The organism is Pseudomonas sp. RIT-To-2 (assembly GCF_029623465.1).
Lineage (GTDB): Bacteria > Pseudomonadota > Gammaproteobacteria > Pseudomonadales > Pseudomonadaceae > Aquipseudomonas > Aquipseudomonas silvicola.
The window spans coordinates 1-16561 of sequence record NZ_JAPYKM010000018.1 but is presented as its reverse complement, the minus strand read 5'-3'; the positions used below and the strand labels follow the sequence as shown (position 1 = coordinate 16561).

The following is a 16561-nucleotide window of genomic DNA, read 5'->3' as shown; positions in this document are numbered from 1 at the left end:
TTTGCCACATCACCTCCGCCTGTACAGATAAGGCTGATGCGCATGCCGCTCTGCAGTCCGAGGGCGTAGTTGGCATGGGCGTCATCGAGCTCAAATTGCGGCTCCATGAACTGGTTGCCAAGCCGGCTAGCGGGCAAAACGACTAGAGTTTCGGCCCCCTCTTCTAACACTGCTCGGTGGACTGAGCTTCTAGTCACGGGAATCCAGGAGACGACGTCCTGCCACCCTCCTCGACGAGAATGCTTCACCTGACCCGTCCGCAGGCATCGAGCTCCCTTTGGTCTCAAACGCAGGTGCTGAGCATCTTTGACGAGATACCTCACCACCTTGTGGACATGGCGCCGAATTGCTCGATCACTCCTCAGGATGCGGCCAATACCACACTCGTCACCGTATTTCTCCTTGTCGTAATTACAGCTGTGCACGTAGCCCTGGCCATGCGTGATGTCTTCCCATAGCTCACCGAGCTGGATGGCCTTGTAGACATCGCCCTGCACCTCGTTGCCATTGAAGAAGTAGGCAGCGTGGATGTGGTAGCCCCCACCATCACTCCGGTCGCCCTGCTCCACCTGTAGTGGTCTAATGAAACCGAACACCCATTTAGGCGAGAATGCTCGCCATAGAGAGGTGTCCGATGACGAAGCAACGACGTACCTTTACCCTCCAAATCAAACGTAAAGCCGCCAGCCTGGCGCTCGACCAAGGCTATAGCCACGCCGAGGCAGCCCGTTCCCTTGGGCTGGTTGAATCAGCCCTGCGCCGATAGGTGAGCCAGCTTCAAAAAGAACGCGGCGGTATCACTCCGATCTGATTACTCTTATTTCTGTGCGTAGCACCGGTATGGAAATTTACCAACGATCATCGTTCGCGGAAATGCAACTTTCGAATCTAACCACTCCCCCTGCGCCCACCCAACTCAGACTACCCTTCGCCAACAGCCACCCGGCTTCTCAATACGCCGCACATCCGCTGCATCATCCGCCCGCGCATACTGCATCAGCGCCCTCCCACCATGACCTCCGTGCAGCACATCACCCCTCCCAAAATCCAGATCACCAAGCCCCAGCCTTGCAGTAAGCAAAAGAATCAACAGATAATACAACTCATTACTATTGATACAGCTGGTCTGCCCGCTCATGAGTGCTACCGATCACCACGCCCTTCGCTTGCTGTACAACGAACATAACGGCTGGCTGAAAGGATGGCTCTGCGCCCGAATCGGTAACTAAAGCGATGCAGCCGACTTGGCCCAGGATACCTTCGTACGTTTGCTGCTTTCGCGCAATGCTGACCACGTGCGTGAGCCACGCACTTATCTGAGTACGATCGCCCGCGCGTTGATGGTCGACAAATTTCGGCGGCGGGCCATTAAGCAGGCTTATCTGGAAGCGTTGGCACTGCGCCCCGAATCGGTGGAGGTATCGCCAGAAACCCGGCTGGCGATTCTCCAGACGTTGGAGGCGATCGATACCATGCTCGACGGCCTTGGGGAGCGAACGCGCAAGATTTTCCTTACGGTGCAACTTGAGGGCTTGAGCTACATCGCGACGAGCGAGCGCTTTGGCGTGTCAGTGACCACGGTCAAGAAGCACATGATTCGCGCCATGACCCATTGCCTGCTGCTGACGGAAGATTGATGCCCACCGCCCCTGGATCAACGAACGCTGGAAGCCGCTGCTATGTATGCAGGTGAAAGCCAGGGCAATCTCGACACCTCCACCAAACTGGCCGGCGACTATCTGGGCCGCGAAACCAACAAGATGTACCGCGAAACCTATTCCATTACTCACAACGGCGATTGGGATTTCGGCACCAGCAAGTTTTACGTGCAATACGAAAACACCCGCAACCGTCGCCTCGACGAGGGCCTGGGTGGCGGCTCCGAAGGCCTGATCAACTCCAACACATTCACCACCAGCGAACTCAAGGACTGGCTGGGCCACGGCGAATTCAACCTGCCGCTTGCCACCGCCATGCCGCAAACCCTGACCCTGGGCGGCGAGTGGACTCGCCAGGAACTCAATGATCCTGCGTCGCTGAGTGCCACCACTTCCGCGGGCAACACCATCAGCGGCTACGCCACCGGCACCCGCAACAGCGAAGTGGGTGCGAACATCGGTTCGCTGTTCGCCGAAGACAACATCGAGGTAGCCCCCGGCACCATGCTCACCCCTGGCGTGCGCATGGACGATCACTCCGACTTCGGCCCCAACTGGTCGCCCAGCCTTAACTTCTCTCAGGCCTTCTGGGACTATTACACGTTCAAGGCCGGCATTGCCCGCTCCTTCAAGGCGCCTAACCTCTACCAGCTCAACCCTAACTACATGCTGGTCAGCAACGGCAAAGGCTGCGGCGTCAGCGACACCACTGGCTGCTACATCCTGGGCAACGCCGACCTCAACCCGGAAACCAGCGTCAACAAGGAACTTGGCCTGGAGTTCAAACGTGACGGCTGGGTGGCCGGCCTGAACTACTTCCGCAACGACTACCGCAACAAAATCACCGTTGACCTGAACGACTCGGTGGCCACTGCCGGCAGCTACAACGTGTACCAATGGGCCAACGCCAAGAAAGCCGTGACCGAAGGGATCGAGGGTACGCTGCAGATCCCGGTGGCAGACAACATCACCTGGACGAACAACGTCACCTACATGATCCAGTCGAAAAACAAAGACACTGGCAACCCACTGTCATTGATCCCCAAATACACCCTCAACTCAATGCTCGACTGGCAAATGACGCCCAAGCTGTCATCGCAACTGAGCTTGACCTCCTACGGCCGGCAGAAACCGCCGACCTACGCCACCACCAACTCCGAGGCCGCCAGTGGCGTGAACAGCAAGACACTGGGCAGCTATAGCCTGGTGGGTCTCAACCTGGGCTACGACGTGACCAAAAGCGTTCGGCTGGGGGCAGGGGTCAGCAATATTTTTGATAAGCGCTTGTTCCGCAAGGGCAGTTCCAGCACGGCAGGGGCGGCGTCGTATAACCAACACGGTCGCGCGATCTACACCAGCCTGACGGTATCGTTCTGATGATGCTTATCCGATTTTTGCTGATGGTGTTCTTCTCGGGGGCGGTCGCTACGGCGTCTGCTCGTCCTGACCTGTCGCTGCCCAGCACGCCGAACATTGCCCAGCGTGGCTCATCGCTATACCGCTTCACCCAGCTTGACCTGGACTCCGTGGACGCCAAGCGGCACTACCGCGTCTGGGTCGGCGTACCCAAGCGCGCGGCACCGGCGGCGGGGTATCCGGCGCTCTACATGCTGGATGGAAACGCGGTATTGGCCGCGTTGGATGATCAGTTGCTGGGGCAGGTTCACGGCGACACTCTGCCAGTGCTGGTGCTGATCGGCTATGCCGTGAATGCGCGGTTCGATGTGGTGGCGCGGGCTTATGACGATACTCCCGGGTTGCCCCTGGGCACGCCATCGGCAGACGCTCGGCCTAGCGGTGGGGCGGACCAATTTGCCCTGCTGATTGAGCAGCGGGTGAAGCCGGCAGTGGCAGCCTTGGCGAAGGTCGATCCACAGCGGCAGACCCTGTGGGGGCACTCGTTTGGCGGGTTGTTCGCGTTGCATGTGCTGTTTACGCACACCCATGATTTCCAGGCGTATGCCGTGGCGGATCCCTCAGTCTGGTGGGGAAACGGCGTGCTGCTCGGTGAGCAGCAGAAGCTTGCGCCTGCAAACCGGGTGCGCCTGTTGATGATGCGTGGGACGGCACCCAAGGTGGGGCGTGGGCCGGCGGGCGCCAGCGAAGTGTCACCTGAGGCGGCGCGGCAATTGGCCCAGGGTCTGGCGGGGCGAGCGAATGTCGCGGTGGACTACCGGGAGCTGGTACTCAGCCATGGAGCGATGTTCAATGCGTCGTTGCTGCCGGCGTTGCGCTTTGCGACTGAGCAATAGCCGGGCTAGGCCGTTGATGTGCATATTACATGCTGATCGTCATGCCTCGGCCGTACATGGCGACGATCTTATCGTCGTCAAAACCGGTGTACCTGCGCTCATGCTTGGGAATCAAGATGGGCGCGAAACGGCCGTCACCTATCGAGCCACCACTAATCCCGACGTCCCCCCAGAGCGCTGCTCTGAGAGGACGGTGCCGAGCGCACTACCAAAACAGATATTGCCGTAGTCGTTATCCACAGACGGTGTAGGCATTACCAATGCGCTATCCCATCGAACTACGACCCTGCACCACTTCAACTCAGACTACGCTTCGCCAAAAGCCCCACCAGCATCTCGATACGCCGCACATCCGCCGCATCATCCGCCCGCGCATACTGCTCCGGCGCTCTGTTCACATCTGCCTCTAGCGCCCGAATGCCATCCCCCTCTTCGACAAATCGTATCCGGTCCACCATGGCCCCCGTCCAACTACGGTGCTGGTAGAGCACGTTGTCCACGTAGTAGCAGAACCACCTTTCCTCCATGGCCGCGGGGATGAACCCCGTGCGAATGGCGTCGGCTTCCTCGGCGTCGAATACCATGTCCATCGGCAAGGTGACGAACTGCTCAGGCATTTCCTTGGTGGCCCAGTCGCCCTTCACCGCCCAGCCTTTCGAGCCAAGCGCCTCGAATGCGGCGATACCCTTGCGGTTGCTCTTGAACCAGTGCTGGGTAGCCTCGAGTATCTGCAGGTCGCGCATACGGCCGACAGCATTGGTTGTTTGGCTGACGAGCTCACGGGCGTGTTCGAAATCAGCCCAGCAGGTGTTCCAGGTATGGTCGTCAGTGGTGCCGTGCGCAGCATCGGATACCATGAGCGTAAATGCGCTCTTGGTTGTGCCACCTTGGTAAAGCCCTGGAAGTACGCCGACAATTTTGCCGTCATGCCCTAGCTCGGTACGCACCGCGCGGCGGGCTGTTTGCTCTGGTTGTTCGTCGGTGGCAGGGCGCGCCTTGGCGAAGGTCCAGGCGTAGCCGTCGTAGTGGTTGGCTGGCTCGCGCAGGAGTACCTGCCCGGTGGCGTTCAATACAATGCCGCCGTAGGCGCTGGCTTTGGGGATTATCCATGTCATGTGATTCGCTCCGGTGCGGGGCCAGTACAGGTTTTCGGTAGAAGTACGAGACACCTTCTGGGTGTCACACCTCAGCCTGGGTGTGTACAGCTTCCTCTATCGCCTCATCCACCACTACTTCCTCCACAGGCTCCTCGTCCTTCAGGGTCAGCCGAAACGTATCCCGAGCAGCCTTGCCTACATAAGTGGTCAGCGCATAGTTCGCCGTCCCGCCCACGATTACCCCGATGCCGAACGGAATCACTTTCGCCGCGGCCTTCTGCGTGAAGGTAATGCCGATCTTGGAGAACAGCTCCTTGATGACCTGCAGCGTCGGGCCTTTGAGGTACTGTTTCACCATCCGCACACCCGCCTTGCTGGCGATGCGGGTAGCGCTGCTGGAGCCCATCTGCTCCAGGGAGCCGTACAGCGCGATGATGTAGGACATGTGCTTGGCGTCTTCGTTGGACATCTTGCCGTTGATGGCGACAGCCAGGCACATGGTCATGTCGATCTGCAGTTTCATGCACACCGAGATATCCGCTACCCCACCACCAATGGCGCTCACAGCGGTGCCGATACCCGGGATGACGCCCGGCAGTGCAGTGGCAGCGCCGGAGGTGGCGGCCAGTTTTGAATAGCGGCTGATGATTTTGTCGACGACGGCGTCCTGGATCTTTTCTTCGCTGGCGGACGGCGAGGCTTTGCGCACCTGGGTCTGGTACTGGCTCACCAGTTCGCGGGCGTCCTGGGGGCTGATGGCGATGGCTTCTACCATCTTCATCAAGGAGGAGCTGCTTTCTTCTTTTTCAGCGGTCATGCCAGATTCCTTTCGAGGGGGAGTTTGATCAGCGGCTTGCTGGTGGCTGTGCGCTGATACGAAGGATGCACATAGTGGGTACACCAAAGCAGGATTGTGCCAGTGCATCGACACAGATGTAGCCAGTAGGCTACTCTTAGTGCATGACCGAAAACAATAATCCCATTTACGCAATAGATACCACGCCAGAATTCGCTGGTTGGCTCGGCAGGATCAAGGACGTGCAGGGAAAGGCAGCCGTCACCGCCAGGATTTTGCGGGCGCAGAATGGAAACTTTGGTGATACAGAGCCCGTCGGCGACGGTCTGAGTGAAATGCGCGTTTTCGTGGGGCCTGGCTACCGGGTGTATTACGTCCGCTCTGGACAGACTCGCTACCTGATGCTTTACGGCAGCGACAAGACGGATCAAAAACGGGGCATCAAACGCGCCAAAGAAATTTTAGACGCACTGCGAGGTGCATGATTATGAGTAACCAAAACAAACCCGAAGACATGCCCATTCTCAACCTGAACCTGGGCAATACCAGCCGCTTCGAGGCCTCCCGCTTCCTGGACAGCCCTGAAACCATCAGTGCGTTCCTGGCCGAAGCGATGAAAGAGCACGACCCCGAAATCATGATGCAAGCGATCGCCGAAGTGGCCAAGGCCCAGGGCGTAAACAGGCTGGCGCAAAACGCGGGCTTGAACCGTGAAAGCCTTTACAAGGCACTGAAGGGTGGAACCCACGTTCGTTACGACACAGTGATGCGCCTCATGCTCGCTGTAGGGGTTGAGCTAACGGTGAAGCCGGCATAAAAGCCTCGACCGGATGACTCGGTGTTTATGAATGGGGGCTTGCCGCTTCTGCAAGCAGCGCTCCCATATAGCATTCGCTATTGCAAATCATTATCATAAACACCCCCCCCTCCCCAGGCCCCACCCAAGATGCTGCCAAGCGCAACGGTCCACGATCAGGTGAAATCCCTCTACGGCAACCACCATGCCTGGGTCGTGCAAATCCTGCGTCGCAAGCTGGGCAACCACCATCAGGCCATGGATCTGGCGCAGGATACATTTGTACGCCTGCTGCGCCAGGAGCAACTGCCGACCATTGCCGAGCCCCGCGCTTACCTGCGCACCTTGGCCAGCCGCCTGTGCGGCGAGCATTTTCGGCGCCAGGCACTGGAGCTGGCGTATGTGCGGTCGTTGAGCCTGGCGCCAGCGGGCGAGGTGCCGTCGGAGGAAACCCGGTTGCTGGTGATCGAGGCGCTGGAGACGATCGGTAGTGTGTTGGATGGGCTGGGCAGCAAGGTGCGAGAGGTGTTTCTGCTGTCGCAGTTGGACGGTCTCACTTATCCACAGATTGCCGAGCAACTGGGCCTGACGGTGAATGTGGTGCAGAAGGCGATGCTCAAGGCTTACCGGCACTGTTATGCGGCGGTTTACCTGGCATGAGTCTGTTCCGCGCCGGCGAAGCGGGTGCCATTGACCCTCAGGTGTTGGAGCAGGGCCTGGCGTGGATGGTGACGCTGCAGTCGGGCGTGTGCAGTGCCGCCGATCAGCAGGCGTGCCTGCGTTGGCGCAACGAGCACCCGCAGCATGAGCGGGTGTGGCAGCGCTTGAACGGGCTGAACCGCGACCTGCGCGCTGGCGCGGGGGCGATGCCTGCCGAGCATGTACGTTCAGCGTTGCAGGCGCGCAGCCTGGCGACGCGACGCGGGGCGCTGAAGGCGCTGGTGGGTGTGGGGGTGTTGGCCTATGGCGGCTGGCAGGCGCGTGAACATCAGTGGCTGGCGCCCTATACCAGTGACTACGCCACGGCTACCGGCGAGCGCCGCGCCCTGCAGCTGGGCAGCCACCTGGCGGTGCAGTTGGATACCCGTACCGCGCTGGACGTCGCCCCTTCGCGGCTGATGCTGGACAGTGGGCGGTTGTGGCTGTCGTTTACCGGCGCGGACGCGCTCACGGTGCGTACCCGCGATGTGTCAATCGAGCTGGCCGGGCCCGCGCGGCTGGTGGTGTCGCGCGACTTGCCCGAGCAGCCGGCAAGCCTGGTGCAGGTATTGAGCGGGCAGGTGCAGGTGACGTCCGGCACCAGCGGCGCGGTGGCGACGTTGGCGGCTGGGCAGGGGCAGGCATTTGCGCTTGGCGGCAGTACTGCGGTCACCGCGGTGAATACCACGGCCGAGGCCTGGACGCGGGGGTTGCTGGTGGCCGAGCGCATGCCGCTGGTGAGCGTGGCGCGGCAGCTGGACCGCTATCGCCGGGGCATCTTGCGCTGTGACAGCAGCGTGGCGCAGTTGCGCGTGTCGGGCAGTTTTTCCCTCGATAACCCTGAGGCCAGCCTCGATCTGTTGACGCGCTTGCTGCCGGTGAAGGTCAATCGGGTGCTGGGCTACTGGGCGACGTTGCAGGCGGCGTGAAGTTTTTTTCACCCAGGTGGCAGTTTTTTCGTTCTCGCGCATCAAGGGTTACAAACGGCGCTGTCGTGCAGCGCTCATTCACCACTCTTGTCGTACAGGGAACGTTTACATGCACACTCGCTTCACGCCGCTGGCCGGCGCCCTGCTGGGGCTCTGCATCAGCCTGGTCAATTGCCCCGCCATGGCTGCCGACAGCGCGCCCGGCGCAACCCAGGCGCTGGGCCTGAATATTCCCGCGGGCAGCCTGGACGCTGTGCTGGGCAGCCTGGGCCAGCAGGCGGGTGTGATGCTGGGTATCGATGCGGCGGTGTCCGCCGGCAAGCACAGCGAGGGGTTGGTGGGGCATTTCACCCTGGAGCAGGCGTTGGCGCGGTTGCTGACCCCGCTGGGGCTGCAAGCAGTGCCTGACGGCAACGGCTACCGGGTGATCGTCATGCCGGTGGGCGGTGACACGCTGCAACTGGGCACCACCGAGATCAGCGGCCAGGGCATGGGCGAGATGACCGAGAACTCGCATTCCTATACCACGGGCGCCGTCAGTGTCGGCTCCAAGACGCCGACCAGCCTGCGCTACACGCCCCAGTCAGTGTCGGTGGTGACCCGGCAGATGATCGACGATACCGCTGTCACCGAGCTTGAAGATGCACTGCGTTACGCGCCTGGGGTCATTGTGTCGAAGACCGGTGCGTCGGCTTACGATTTCTATTCCCGTGGGTTCACCATCGACAGCATCCAGATCGACGGGGCCGCGCCGATGGCGCTGTCGTCCAACGCCACCAGTTTCTATTCCCTGCGCCTGTACAACATGGTCGAGTTCGACCATGTGGAGGTGCTGCACGGCGCGGGCGCGCTGTTCGGCGGCGTGGGCGACCCGGGTGGGGTGATCAACGTGGTGCGCAAGCGCGCGCTGCCCAACTACCAGCTGAAATTCGAAGCCGCGGCCGGCACCTGGGACAATTACCGCTCGATGCTCGACGTGACCGGCCCGCTCAATGACAGCGGCACCCTGCGCGGCCGCCTGGTGACGGCGTATACCGACCGGCAGTACGCCATCGACAACATGAGCACCGAGAAGCCCACCGTTTACGGCGTGGCGGAATGGGACGTGACGCCCGACACCACACTGACCCTGGGCGGCATGTTTGAAAGCGTGCACTCGGGCAACTACGCCGGCCTGCCGCGCTACAGCGATGGCAGTGACATCGGCCTGCCGCGCCACACCAGCCTTAGCCAGAAGTGGGCCTACAGCGATGTGAGGTCGCAGGAAATCTTCACCAAGCTGGACCACTATTTCAACAACGGCTGGAAGGCCAATCTCTCCTACACCAACACCCACGACTCAGGCACGGCGCTGGCGGCGGTGACCACGGGGGCGCTGAACCCGACGACAATGACCGGCCCGGTCCGCAACGGCAGTTACAACCGCTACTGGACCAGCCAGAACCTGTTCGATACCAACCTGTCGGGCAGCTTCGACGCCTTTGGCCACGAGCATCAGTTGGTGGTGGGCGGTGACTGGCAGCAGGTGTCCAGCGAATGGAAGGGCTCCGGGGTGCTGTCCAACATCAAGCAGGCGGTGAACGTATTCGACCCACAACCGTGGGACCCCAACCCCATCAGCTACGTCACGCCGCGGGTCTACAGCCCTAATGACCAGACCCAGTACGGGCTGTACTCGCGCCTGACCCTGCAGGTGGCCGACCCGTTGAAAGTGATAGTGGGCGGCCGCCTGTCCCGCTACCACTTCGAGCAGACCTACAAGAATGCCGGCGTGGTGCAGAGCACCATCGACATGCGCGAACCTACGCGGCTGGTGCCTTATGGCGGGGTGATCTACGACCTCAGCGATACCTGGTCGGCCTATGCCAGCTACTCGAAGATCTTCAATCCGCAGCAAAGCTACCTGAAGGGGCCGATCAGCAGCGGCAGTGTGGTCGACCCCATGGTCGGCAAGACCTATGAAGTGGGCCTCAAGGGTGAGCACTTCGAGGGCCGCCTGAATACCGGCATTGCCGTGTTCTATACCAAGCGCGACGGCGGCGCGGTGCTGGACCCCAGCTACCCGGAAGAGTCGGCGCTGTGGGGCGGCAGTTGCTGTTACCTGAACCAGGGCGAAGTGATCAGCAAGGGCGTGGAACTGCAAACCTCGGGTGAACTGGCCAAGGGCTGGAACCTGATGGCCAGCTATGTGTACAACAACAACCGCAACAAAACCGAGAATGTCGCCCTCAGCACCATCACGCCTAAGCACGAAGCCAAACTGTGGACCACCTATAACCTGCCTGGCCGCTTCGAAGACTGGACCGTGGGTGGCGGCGTGACCCTGCAGAGCGCGACCTATGTCAGCGGCTCGGCCTACCCGTACCTCAGCGATGGCACGCTGGGCAAGACCAGCGTGCCGTTCGACTACACCCAGGCGGGTTACGCGGTGTATGACGCCATGGTGAAGTACCAGGTGACGCCGCACTGGAGCGTTTCGGTGAATGGCAACAACCTGTTCGACAAGGTGTATTACCGGACGGTGTCCAGTTCATCGAATGGCAACTTCTACGGCGACCCGCGCAACTTCATGTTGACCGTGCGCGGGGAGTATTGAGGGGCTGGCGGTCAGCGCAGCCCCCCATTGTTCAAGCAGGGCAACCCGCCGTCATCGGCGGGTGCGCCGGCAGCCACTCCATGACGTCACAGAACAGCTTGCGCTGCTGCCAGTCACCCCGGTCACCAATCACATACAAGCGACGCTTGGCCCGGGTAGCGGCGACGTTGAGCAGGTTGGGCTTGGACACTGCCCATTCGCGGGCGCCGGGGCTTTCAGTGCTGCCGCCCAGCACCAGAATGATCACCGCCGCTTCCTTGCCTTGCATGGTGTGGATGGTGCCACGCACCATCTTGGCGGGCAGGCGTTCCTTGAGCTGGTTGCGCACGTCCTGGAAGGGGGTGATGACCGCAATGCTGTCCATGGCCACGCCATCGGTTTGCAGCACCGCCAGCAGGCGCTCAAGCGCAACCCCCTCGTTGGCCACCCAGTTTCCTGAGGACGGGCCGCTGACGTGCACCCACCCGGTCAGCAGGCGAGCCGGCGTTTCCTTGGCCGGGGATGGGGCGACGGTCCCGTACACCATCGCGCCGTCGTAGGCGATGCGGTTCGCCAGTTCGAACATCGGTTCGTCGCAGCGGCGGTGAACGACCAGGGGCAACCCCACCCAGCATTTCTCGTCCCTTGGCCCCGCCATGCGCCCCCAGGTGGTGGCCTGGTCCGCCAGCGCTTGTGCGGAGTGGCGGCTGGGCAGCCAATGGGCGTCCACCTGGTAGTGCGTGCGCATATGCTCCAGCACCGCGTCGGACACGGTGACGATCGGCTCCAGTTGCAATGGGTCGCCTACCAGCACAGCCCGGCGTGCCCGCCATAGCGCACCCACCGCCGCCTGGGGCGTGGCCTGACCGGCTTCGTCTACCAGCAGCCAGCCGATCTGCGCGCACCCCAGGCTGCCAAAGGAACGGGCGAAAGACGCGAACGTGCTGCTGAGCACCGGCACCACCATGAACAAGGACGCCCACGCCGAACGCACCACCGCCTGGGAGACGCCGCCGTATCGACTACCGGTAATCAGGCCCGTGATGAATTCCAGGTTGGCGCCCAGGCGCGTGGCCTCGATCTGCATGAAGGTGCGGTGCAGCTTGAGGGCTTCAATGAAGACTTTCGCGCGGGCCTGACGCCAGCCTTCCACCACCCACGGCTCTCGCAGTTCGATGTCACTGCCCCGTCCCGCCAGGCCACTCTCCAGCCAACTGGACAGGTGCTCGGCCTGCCCGGCTTGCGCCAGGTGGCGGGCCTTTTCCAGCTGCACATCGACATGCCGTACCGCTTCGGTGATCTCCACCTCGGCCGCAGCCATTCGCTGGCTCAGTTCATTGATACGGCCCGAGAGCCGCTGCACCTGGCGCTGGATGCTGTCGAAAGCGTCCTTGGCCAGGGCGTGGGCGCTGTCGAGCAACCGCTGACGGGAGGCCCAGTTGCGGTGCGTGCCCCACAGGCTGAACAGGTTGGCCATGAAGCTCGGCTTTGCCGCCAGGTGCGATGCCAAAGTCTGCACTTCGTGTTGCAGCTTCTCGCGGGCCGGCGATAGCTGCTGGGTTTCCACAAGGGCTTGTTCACCCTCGACATCGCTGCGCTGCGCGACCAGCGCCTGAAGGTCCTGCTGCATCTGCGTGACCCGCGCCCTGGCCGTGCCCAATGCCTCGATGCTCTGGCTGATGCCGCTGACCTGGGTGCGCAACGCGTGTTCGGCGTCCTTGGCGTCCTGGTATTGCTTGATCGCGGCGCGCCAGAGGTTGGCTTTTTCAACCGAGCTGAGCGCCTTCATGTCCGCCGCTTGCTCGGCCAGCCATTCGCGCATGCCTTTGGGAGCAGGCTGGTCGCCAGGGGTGTCCGGTGCGGCGTCGTCGGCGTCGAGGTCATCCTCCAGCGCCCAGCTGTCAGCCGCATCAGGCTTCAGTGCGGCGGCCTCGCCATTGCCCTTCGCTGGTTTGGCAGGCACTTGCCCATAATAGAAACGGTCGACGAACCGGGTGCGTTTGGCTTTGGCGCCCAAGGCCGCGGAGATGAGGCCCCATGCCGGCTTGCCGCTGGTGAGCGCTGCCAGTTCGCTGAAATACTCGGCGTCGGGTAACCACGTGGGGTCGACCTTGTCCCGCTGGGGCAACTCCAATGTGACGTTTTCCACCGCGCCATTGTTGGAGGAAGCCACCACCATCTCGAACCCGAACAGGCAGGGGTTGAGTTGATAGGCTGCACGCGCGCGTCCGCCGTCATTGGCCATTTCGCGGCCGTCCTGAACGAAGGCGTCCGACGCCCTGCCCAGCGAGGCCAGGACATCGGCGCGCTGCGTCACGACCGCCGCGATCAGGTCACGCAGCAACGTGGTCTTCCCGGTACCCGGTGGGCCATTGACGCCCATGATGCCGGTTTCGTCGCTCAGCGCCAGCAGGCTGTTGACTGCCAGTTGCTGGGAGTGAACCAGGCCCAGGTGCTTTTCGGCCGGCCAGCAACCTGCCGCATAGCGCGAGGGCGCGAGGCGCTCGAGCAAGGGCAGATCGGCTTCGGGCTTGTCCAGGTGCAGGCGTTGTTCGGGGTCGTGAAGGCTCAGGTAACGCGCCAGCGGCTCACTGGTCTCGCCACGCTCTACCGCGTCAGCCATGTCCGCCAGATCACTGAGCAGAAAGCTGTTCAACGGATCGTCTTCCTGCTCGGGTTTCTTCGGGTTGACCGGTGCCGAGCGGAAGCGATGGACACGGGGCTCATCGCCGAAGAATTCGTCGACCTTCAAGGTTTGACGAATGAAGTCCGTCAGCCAGGCCAGGTCCGCAGCCTGCACCACGCCACCAAGCTGGGTTCTGAGTTGTTCACGAAGGTAGTCCTGGGTGTGTTCGAAGCCACGTCGCCAGTCCTCGCCGTGAATCGCACGCCCGACGAACCACGCTTCATTGGACAGCACAAGGCTGTCGGCCAGCATGAACCCCTGGTCATTGAATTTGAGTGAGTAGAGCGCGCAGCGCTTGTTCTGCGGTTCCCTGTAGCCAACGTCGGCACCGTAGAGCGCTTCCAGGCGGCGCGAAACCGTTTGGTTATTGTAGAGGTGCGCATACAGCGTATGGCTCCACACACGCTTGTCGGGAAGGGGTTGGCGGCTCAGGGGATTGGCCGGCATCCACGGCAGGACGGCCGAGGACGCGGGTATGTCCTGATAGAACGGTTGGTAGGCTCCGTCGCGTTTGGCGAGCTTCGGAACGGCCTGGGGCTGCAGCAATTCGACTGCGTGCCAGTAACGCACGATGTGTGGCGAGGTCATGTAAGACGTCCTTGTAAGCGCTGACGCTTGAATTCCTGATACGCAAGGATAACAGGCATCACGCGGTGGATCCTTTCCCGCGACTCTGCTGCGGCATATGCGCGCCTGATCGCCCGAGCGCGGCAGGGATTCACGCAATACATCACGACGTGATATAAAATGCGCGTTTTTTGCTGCCCGAGGTCCCACACCGTGTTCCGCACCCTGCACTCGTCCCTCCAGCGCTGGCGCCCTGCCCCGCTGCACCTCAGCCCTCGCGAATGCCTGCGCGCCGCTTTTGGCGCACTACTGGGCATCGGCATTACCGCCGCCCTGTGCACCTGGGCTTTGGGCCTGAGCGCCGACCTGCCTTTGCTGATCGCTCCCATGGGCGCGTCCGCCGTGTTGCTGTTCGCGGCCCCGGCTAGCCCGTTGGCGCAGCCATGGGCATTGCTGGGGGGTAACCTGGTCGCCTCGCTGGTGGGCGTGACCTGCGCGGCGTGGATCAGCAACGAGATCATCGCCGCGGCCCTGGCGGTGTCGGTAGCAATCGGGTTGATGTTGGCCCTGCGTTGCCTGCATCCGCCTTCCGGTGCCGTGGCGTTGACCGCAGTATTGGGCGGGCCTGGCGTTCATGCCGCCGGGTATACATTTGTACTCCAGCCGGTGCTGTTGAATTCCGCCGTGCTGCTGGGCTGCGCGTTGCTGTTCCACGCCTTCAGCCGCCACCGTTACCCTCACGGCCATGTACCGAACCCTGGCGCCGCGCGGGCGGTGTCGCCAGCCAGCCAGCAATTGCACCAGGCGTTGCAGGCGGTGCTGGATGAGCGCGATGAGTTCATCGATGTGGAGGCCGACGACCTGGAGGCAATTGTCACGGCCACCCTCGCCCGTTTGAACCAGGAGCCGCGTCGATGAGTGATGCCCTGGAAAAATCCGATTTCGAGACCCTGTCGGAGTTTCGCTATCAGCTGCGACGCTTTCTGCGTTTTTCCGAGGAAGCGGTGCAGGCCCATGGGGTGACGCCGCAACAGTACCTGCTGATGTTGCATACCCAGGGTTTCCCGGGTCGCGCCTGGGCCAGTGTGGGTGAATTGGCCGAGCGCCTGCAGATGGTGCCCCATGGGGCGGTGGCGTTGGTGAAGCGCTGCGAGGCGCTGGGGTTGGTGCAGCGCCAACGCGGGGTCGAGGACCGCCGTGAGGTGCAGGTGAGCCTGACCGCCCAGGGAGTGGAGGTGCTGGAGAAGCTGGCTTTTCTGCACCGCGAGGAACTGAAGTCTGCGGGCAGCCGGTTGCGGGTGCCGTTCGAGCAGGGGTGAGGGTATTACAGCTATCAGGTACCTTCAGGTGCAGTGATTTGCTCGCACCCGGCGTTGGTGGTGCATGAAGACGAGACGATGCCAAGCCGGGCGACACCGATATAACAGCACCCGCCTGGGCCTCGTGCTGCCCCTGCGCATCATTTATGCTGCTGTGACATAAATATGTTCAGCGCGAGGATGCCATGACCCCCACCGATCTCTTTGAAGCACTGCCAGACATGGCGGTGTTCGCTCGTGTGGTGGACGCGGGAAATTTCTCTGAAGCTGCCCGGCAACTGGGCAGCATGCCCTCTACTGTGAGCCGGCAGATCAAGCGCCTGGAACAGGCACTGGGCACCCAGTTGGTGGAGCGTTCCACCCGGCGCATTCGCGTCACTGAATCCGGTGCCGAAGTTTACCGACACTGTCGTGACATGCTCGATGCGGCTGCCTGTGCGGTGGATGCTGCCGGGCGCCTGGCTGCGCGGCCCCATGGGCGGGTGATAGTGAGCGCGCCTACCGCCTTTGCCCGAACGGTGCTGCACCCTCTGATTCCGGACTTCCTGCGTCGGTACGCCGAGGTGGATGTGCAGTTGGTGTTCAATGACCATGACGTAGACCCCCTGGTGGAAGACATTGACCTGGTGATTCGCCTGACGGAACGGCCGCCGCTGGGGCTGGCCGGGCGGACGCTGGGGGCAGTGCGGTGGGTGCTGTGTGCGTCGCAAGGGTACCTGGACAGCCGCGGTGTTCCGCAGGCACCGGGCGAGCTGCTGGACCATGACTGCCTTTACCTGGGCGAGACTACCGACGATAACCGGTGGCGCTTGCGGCGTGAGGGGGAGACAGAGGTCGTGCCCGTGAAGGGGCGGTATATCGCCAACCATGCGGGTGCGCGCCTGGATGCGGCGCGGCAGGGATTCGGGATTGCCAATTTACCGGAGTTCGTCGCCAGGGAAGCGCTGCAGAACGGTGAGGTGGTGCAGGTATTGGCGGATTGGGAGCTGGATGGCGGGGCTTATATTGGTTCGGTGTGGTTGCTGTACCCGCCGAAGCGGTTTTTGCCGCCGAAAATTCGGGTGTTGATTGATTATTTGATTGAGCGATTGGCTCAGTAGCGGCCTGATGCTGCGGGTGCGGCCTTCCCGAGCTTCGCCCGGTCCCACATGGAAGGCTGTTGCGCCCGCCAGGGCGTGGAACGCCAG

General features: G+C 62.1%; 13 protein-coding genes and 3 pseudogenes. 12 read left to right on the top strand and 4 right to left on the bottom strand.

Annotated features, from left to right (window positions below; genetic code table 11):
• Window positions 1–227: 227 nt before the first annotated feature.
• Window positions 228–569 (bottom strand): annotated as a pseudogene (locus tag QBK88_RS17190) (hypothetical protein); the annotation flags it as partial.
• 65 nt (window positions 570–634) lie between these two features.
• Here QBK88_RS17190 and QBK88_RS17185 point away from each other — a divergent pair.
• The 4 genes and pseudogenes from QBK88_RS17185 to QBK88_RS17170 all read left to right on the top strand — a co-directional run.
• Window positions 635–763 (top strand): annotated as a pseudogene (locus QBK88_RS17185) (transposase); the annotation flags it as partial.
• A gap of 373 nt (window positions 764–1136) precedes the next feature.
• A pseudogene (locus QBK88_RS17180) lies at window positions 1137–1637 on the top strand (sigma-70 family RNA polymerase sigma factor).
• 42 nt (window positions 1638–1679) lie between these two features.
• Entirely contained in the window at window positions 1680–3035 is a 1356-nt protein-coding gene (locus QBK88_RS17175; protein ID WP_277962976.1) for a FepA family TonB-dependent siderophore receptor, read from the top strand.
• A complete protein-coding gene (locus QBK88_RS17170; RefSeq protein ID WP_277962975.1) occupies window positions 3035–3910 on the top strand; it encodes an alpha/beta hydrolase-fold protein in 876 nt (291 codons plus the stop codon). Before QBK88_RS17175 ends, QBK88_RS17170 begins: the two co-directional genes overlap by 1 nt.
• Window positions 3911–4206: 296 nt before the next feature.
• On the opposite strand, the gene QBK88_RS17165 is transcribed toward QBK88_RS17170, so the two are convergent.
• Window positions 4207–5025 (bottom strand): NUDIX hydrolase, encoded by an 819-nt coding sequence (locus QBK88_RS17165; RefSeq protein ID WP_277962974.1) that lies wholly within the window; start codon window positions 5023–5025, stop codon window positions 4207–4209.
• Window positions 5026–5089: 64 nt separating this feature from the next.
• On the bottom strand, window positions 5090–5824 hold the full coding sequence (locus QBK88_RS17160) for an EcsC family protein (protein ID WP_268145764.1): 735 nt from the start codon (window positions 5822–5824) through the stop codon (window positions 5090–5092).
• 143 nt (window positions 5825–5967) lie between these two features.
• Between QBK88_RS17160 and QBK88_RS17155 the strand changes: the two genes are divergently transcribed.
• From QBK88_RS17155 to QBK88_RS17135, 5 genes are all read left to right on the top strand, one after another.
• Entirely contained in the window at window positions 5968–6288 is a 321-nt protein-coding gene (locus QBK88_RS17155) for a type II toxin-antitoxin system RelE/ParE family toxin (protein ID WP_268145765.1), read from the top strand.
• A gap of 2 nt (window positions 6289–6290) precedes the next feature.
• Window positions 6291–6620: an addiction module antidote protein gene (locus QBK88_RS17150; RefSeq protein ID WP_268145766.1), complete on the top strand. Its 330-nt coding sequence runs from the start codon at window positions 6291–6293 to the stop codon at window positions 6618–6620.
• A gap of 129 nt (window positions 6621–6749) precedes the next feature.
• Window positions 6750–7259 (top strand): sigma-70 family RNA polymerase sigma factor, encoded by a 510-nt coding sequence (locus tag QBK88_RS17145; protein ID WP_277962973.1) that lies wholly within the window; start codon window positions 6750–6752, stop codon window positions 7257–7259.
• Window positions 7256–8227, top strand: coding sequence for a DUF4880 domain-containing protein (locus tag QBK88_RS17140; RefSeq protein WP_277962972.1), 972 nt, complete (start codon window positions 7256–7258; stop codon window positions 8225–8227). The genes QBK88_RS17145 and QBK88_RS17140 overlap by 4 nt, the downstream gene beginning before the upstream one ends.
• Before the next feature lie 109 nt (window positions 8228–8336).
• On the top strand, window positions 8337–10823 hold the full coding sequence (locus QBK88_RS17135) for a TonB-dependent receptor (RefSeq protein ID WP_277962971.1): 2487 nt from the start codon (window positions 8337–8339) through the stop codon (window positions 10821–10823).
• A gap of 31 nt (window positions 10824–10854) precedes the next feature.
• On the opposite strand, the gene QBK88_RS17130 is transcribed toward QBK88_RS17135, so the two are convergent.
• Entirely contained in the window at window positions 10855–14076 is a 3222-nt protein-coding gene (locus QBK88_RS17130; protein ID WP_277962970.1) for an AAA domain-containing protein, read from the bottom strand.
• Between the two features lie 192 nt (window positions 14077–14268).
• Here QBK88_RS17130 and QBK88_RS17125 point away from each other — a divergent pair, with 192 nt between their 5' ends.
• The 3 genes from QBK88_RS17125 to QBK88_RS17115 all read left to right on the top strand — a co-directional run bounded on the left by QBK88_RS17125 (window position 14269) and on the right by QBK88_RS17115 (window position 16474).
• A complete protein-coding gene (locus QBK88_RS17125; RefSeq protein WP_277962969.1) occupies window positions 14269–14973 on the top strand; it encodes an HPP family protein in 705 nt (234 codons plus the stop codon).
• Window positions 14970–15374, top strand: coding sequence for a MarR family transcriptional regulator (locus tag QBK88_RS17120; RefSeq protein ID WP_277962968.1), 405 nt, complete (start codon window positions 14970–14972; stop codon window positions 15372–15374). Before QBK88_RS17125 ends, QBK88_RS17120 begins: the two co-directional genes overlap by 4 nt.
• A 185-nt stretch (window positions 15375–15559) precedes the next feature.
• Window positions 15560–16474, top strand: coding sequence for a LysR family transcriptional regulator (locus QBK88_RS17115; RefSeq protein WP_277962967.1), 915 nt, complete (start codon window positions 15560–15562; stop codon window positions 16472–16474).
• Window positions 16475–16561: the final 87 nt, after the last annotated feature.

Coding starts and splice junctions, on each gene's coding strand:
- QBK88_RS17175 (WP_277962976.1), top strand. CDS start 1,680: ATGTATGCAGGTGAAAGCCAGGGCAATCTCGACACCTCCACCAAACTG.
- QBK88_RS17170 (WP_277962975.1), top strand. CDS start 3,035: ATGATGCTTATCCGATTTTTGCTGATGGTGTTCTTCTCGGGGGCGGTC.
- QBK88_RS17165 (WP_277962974.1), bottom strand. CDS start 5,025: ATGACATGGATAATCCCCAAAGCCAGCGCCTACGGCGGCATTGTATTG.
- QBK88_RS17160 (WP_268145764.1), bottom strand. CDS start 5,824: ATGACCGCTGAAAAAGAAGAAAGCAGCTCCTCCTTGATGAAGATGGTA.
- QBK88_RS17155 (WP_268145765.1), top strand. CDS start 5,968: ATGACCGAAAACAATAATCCCATTTACGCAATAGATACCACGCCAGAA.
- QBK88_RS17150 (WP_268145766.1), top strand. CDS start 6,291: ATGAGTAACCAAAACAAACCCGAAGACATGCCCATTCTCAACCTGAAC.
- QBK88_RS17145 (WP_277962973.1), top strand. CDS start 6,750: ATGCTGCCAAGCGCAACGGTCCACGATCAGGTGAAATCCCTCTACGGC.
- QBK88_RS17140 (WP_277962972.1), top strand. CDS start 7,256: ATGAGTCTGTTCCGCGCCGGCGAAGCGGGTGCCATTGACCCTCAGGTG.
- QBK88_RS17135 (WP_277962971.1), top strand. CDS start 8,337: ATGCACACTCGCTTCACGCCGCTGGCCGGCGCCCTGCTGGGGCTCTGC.
- QBK88_RS17130 (WP_277962970.1), bottom strand. CDS start 14,076: ATGACCTCGCCACACATCGTGCGTTACTGGCACGCAGTCGAATTGCTG.
- QBK88_RS17120 (WP_277962968.1), top strand. CDS start 14,970: ATGAGTGATGCCCTGGAAAAATCCGATTTCGAGACCCTGTCGGAGTTT.
- QBK88_RS17115 (WP_277962967.1), top strand. CDS start 15,560: ATGACCCCCACCGATCTCTTTGAAGCACTGCCAGACATGGCGGTGTTC.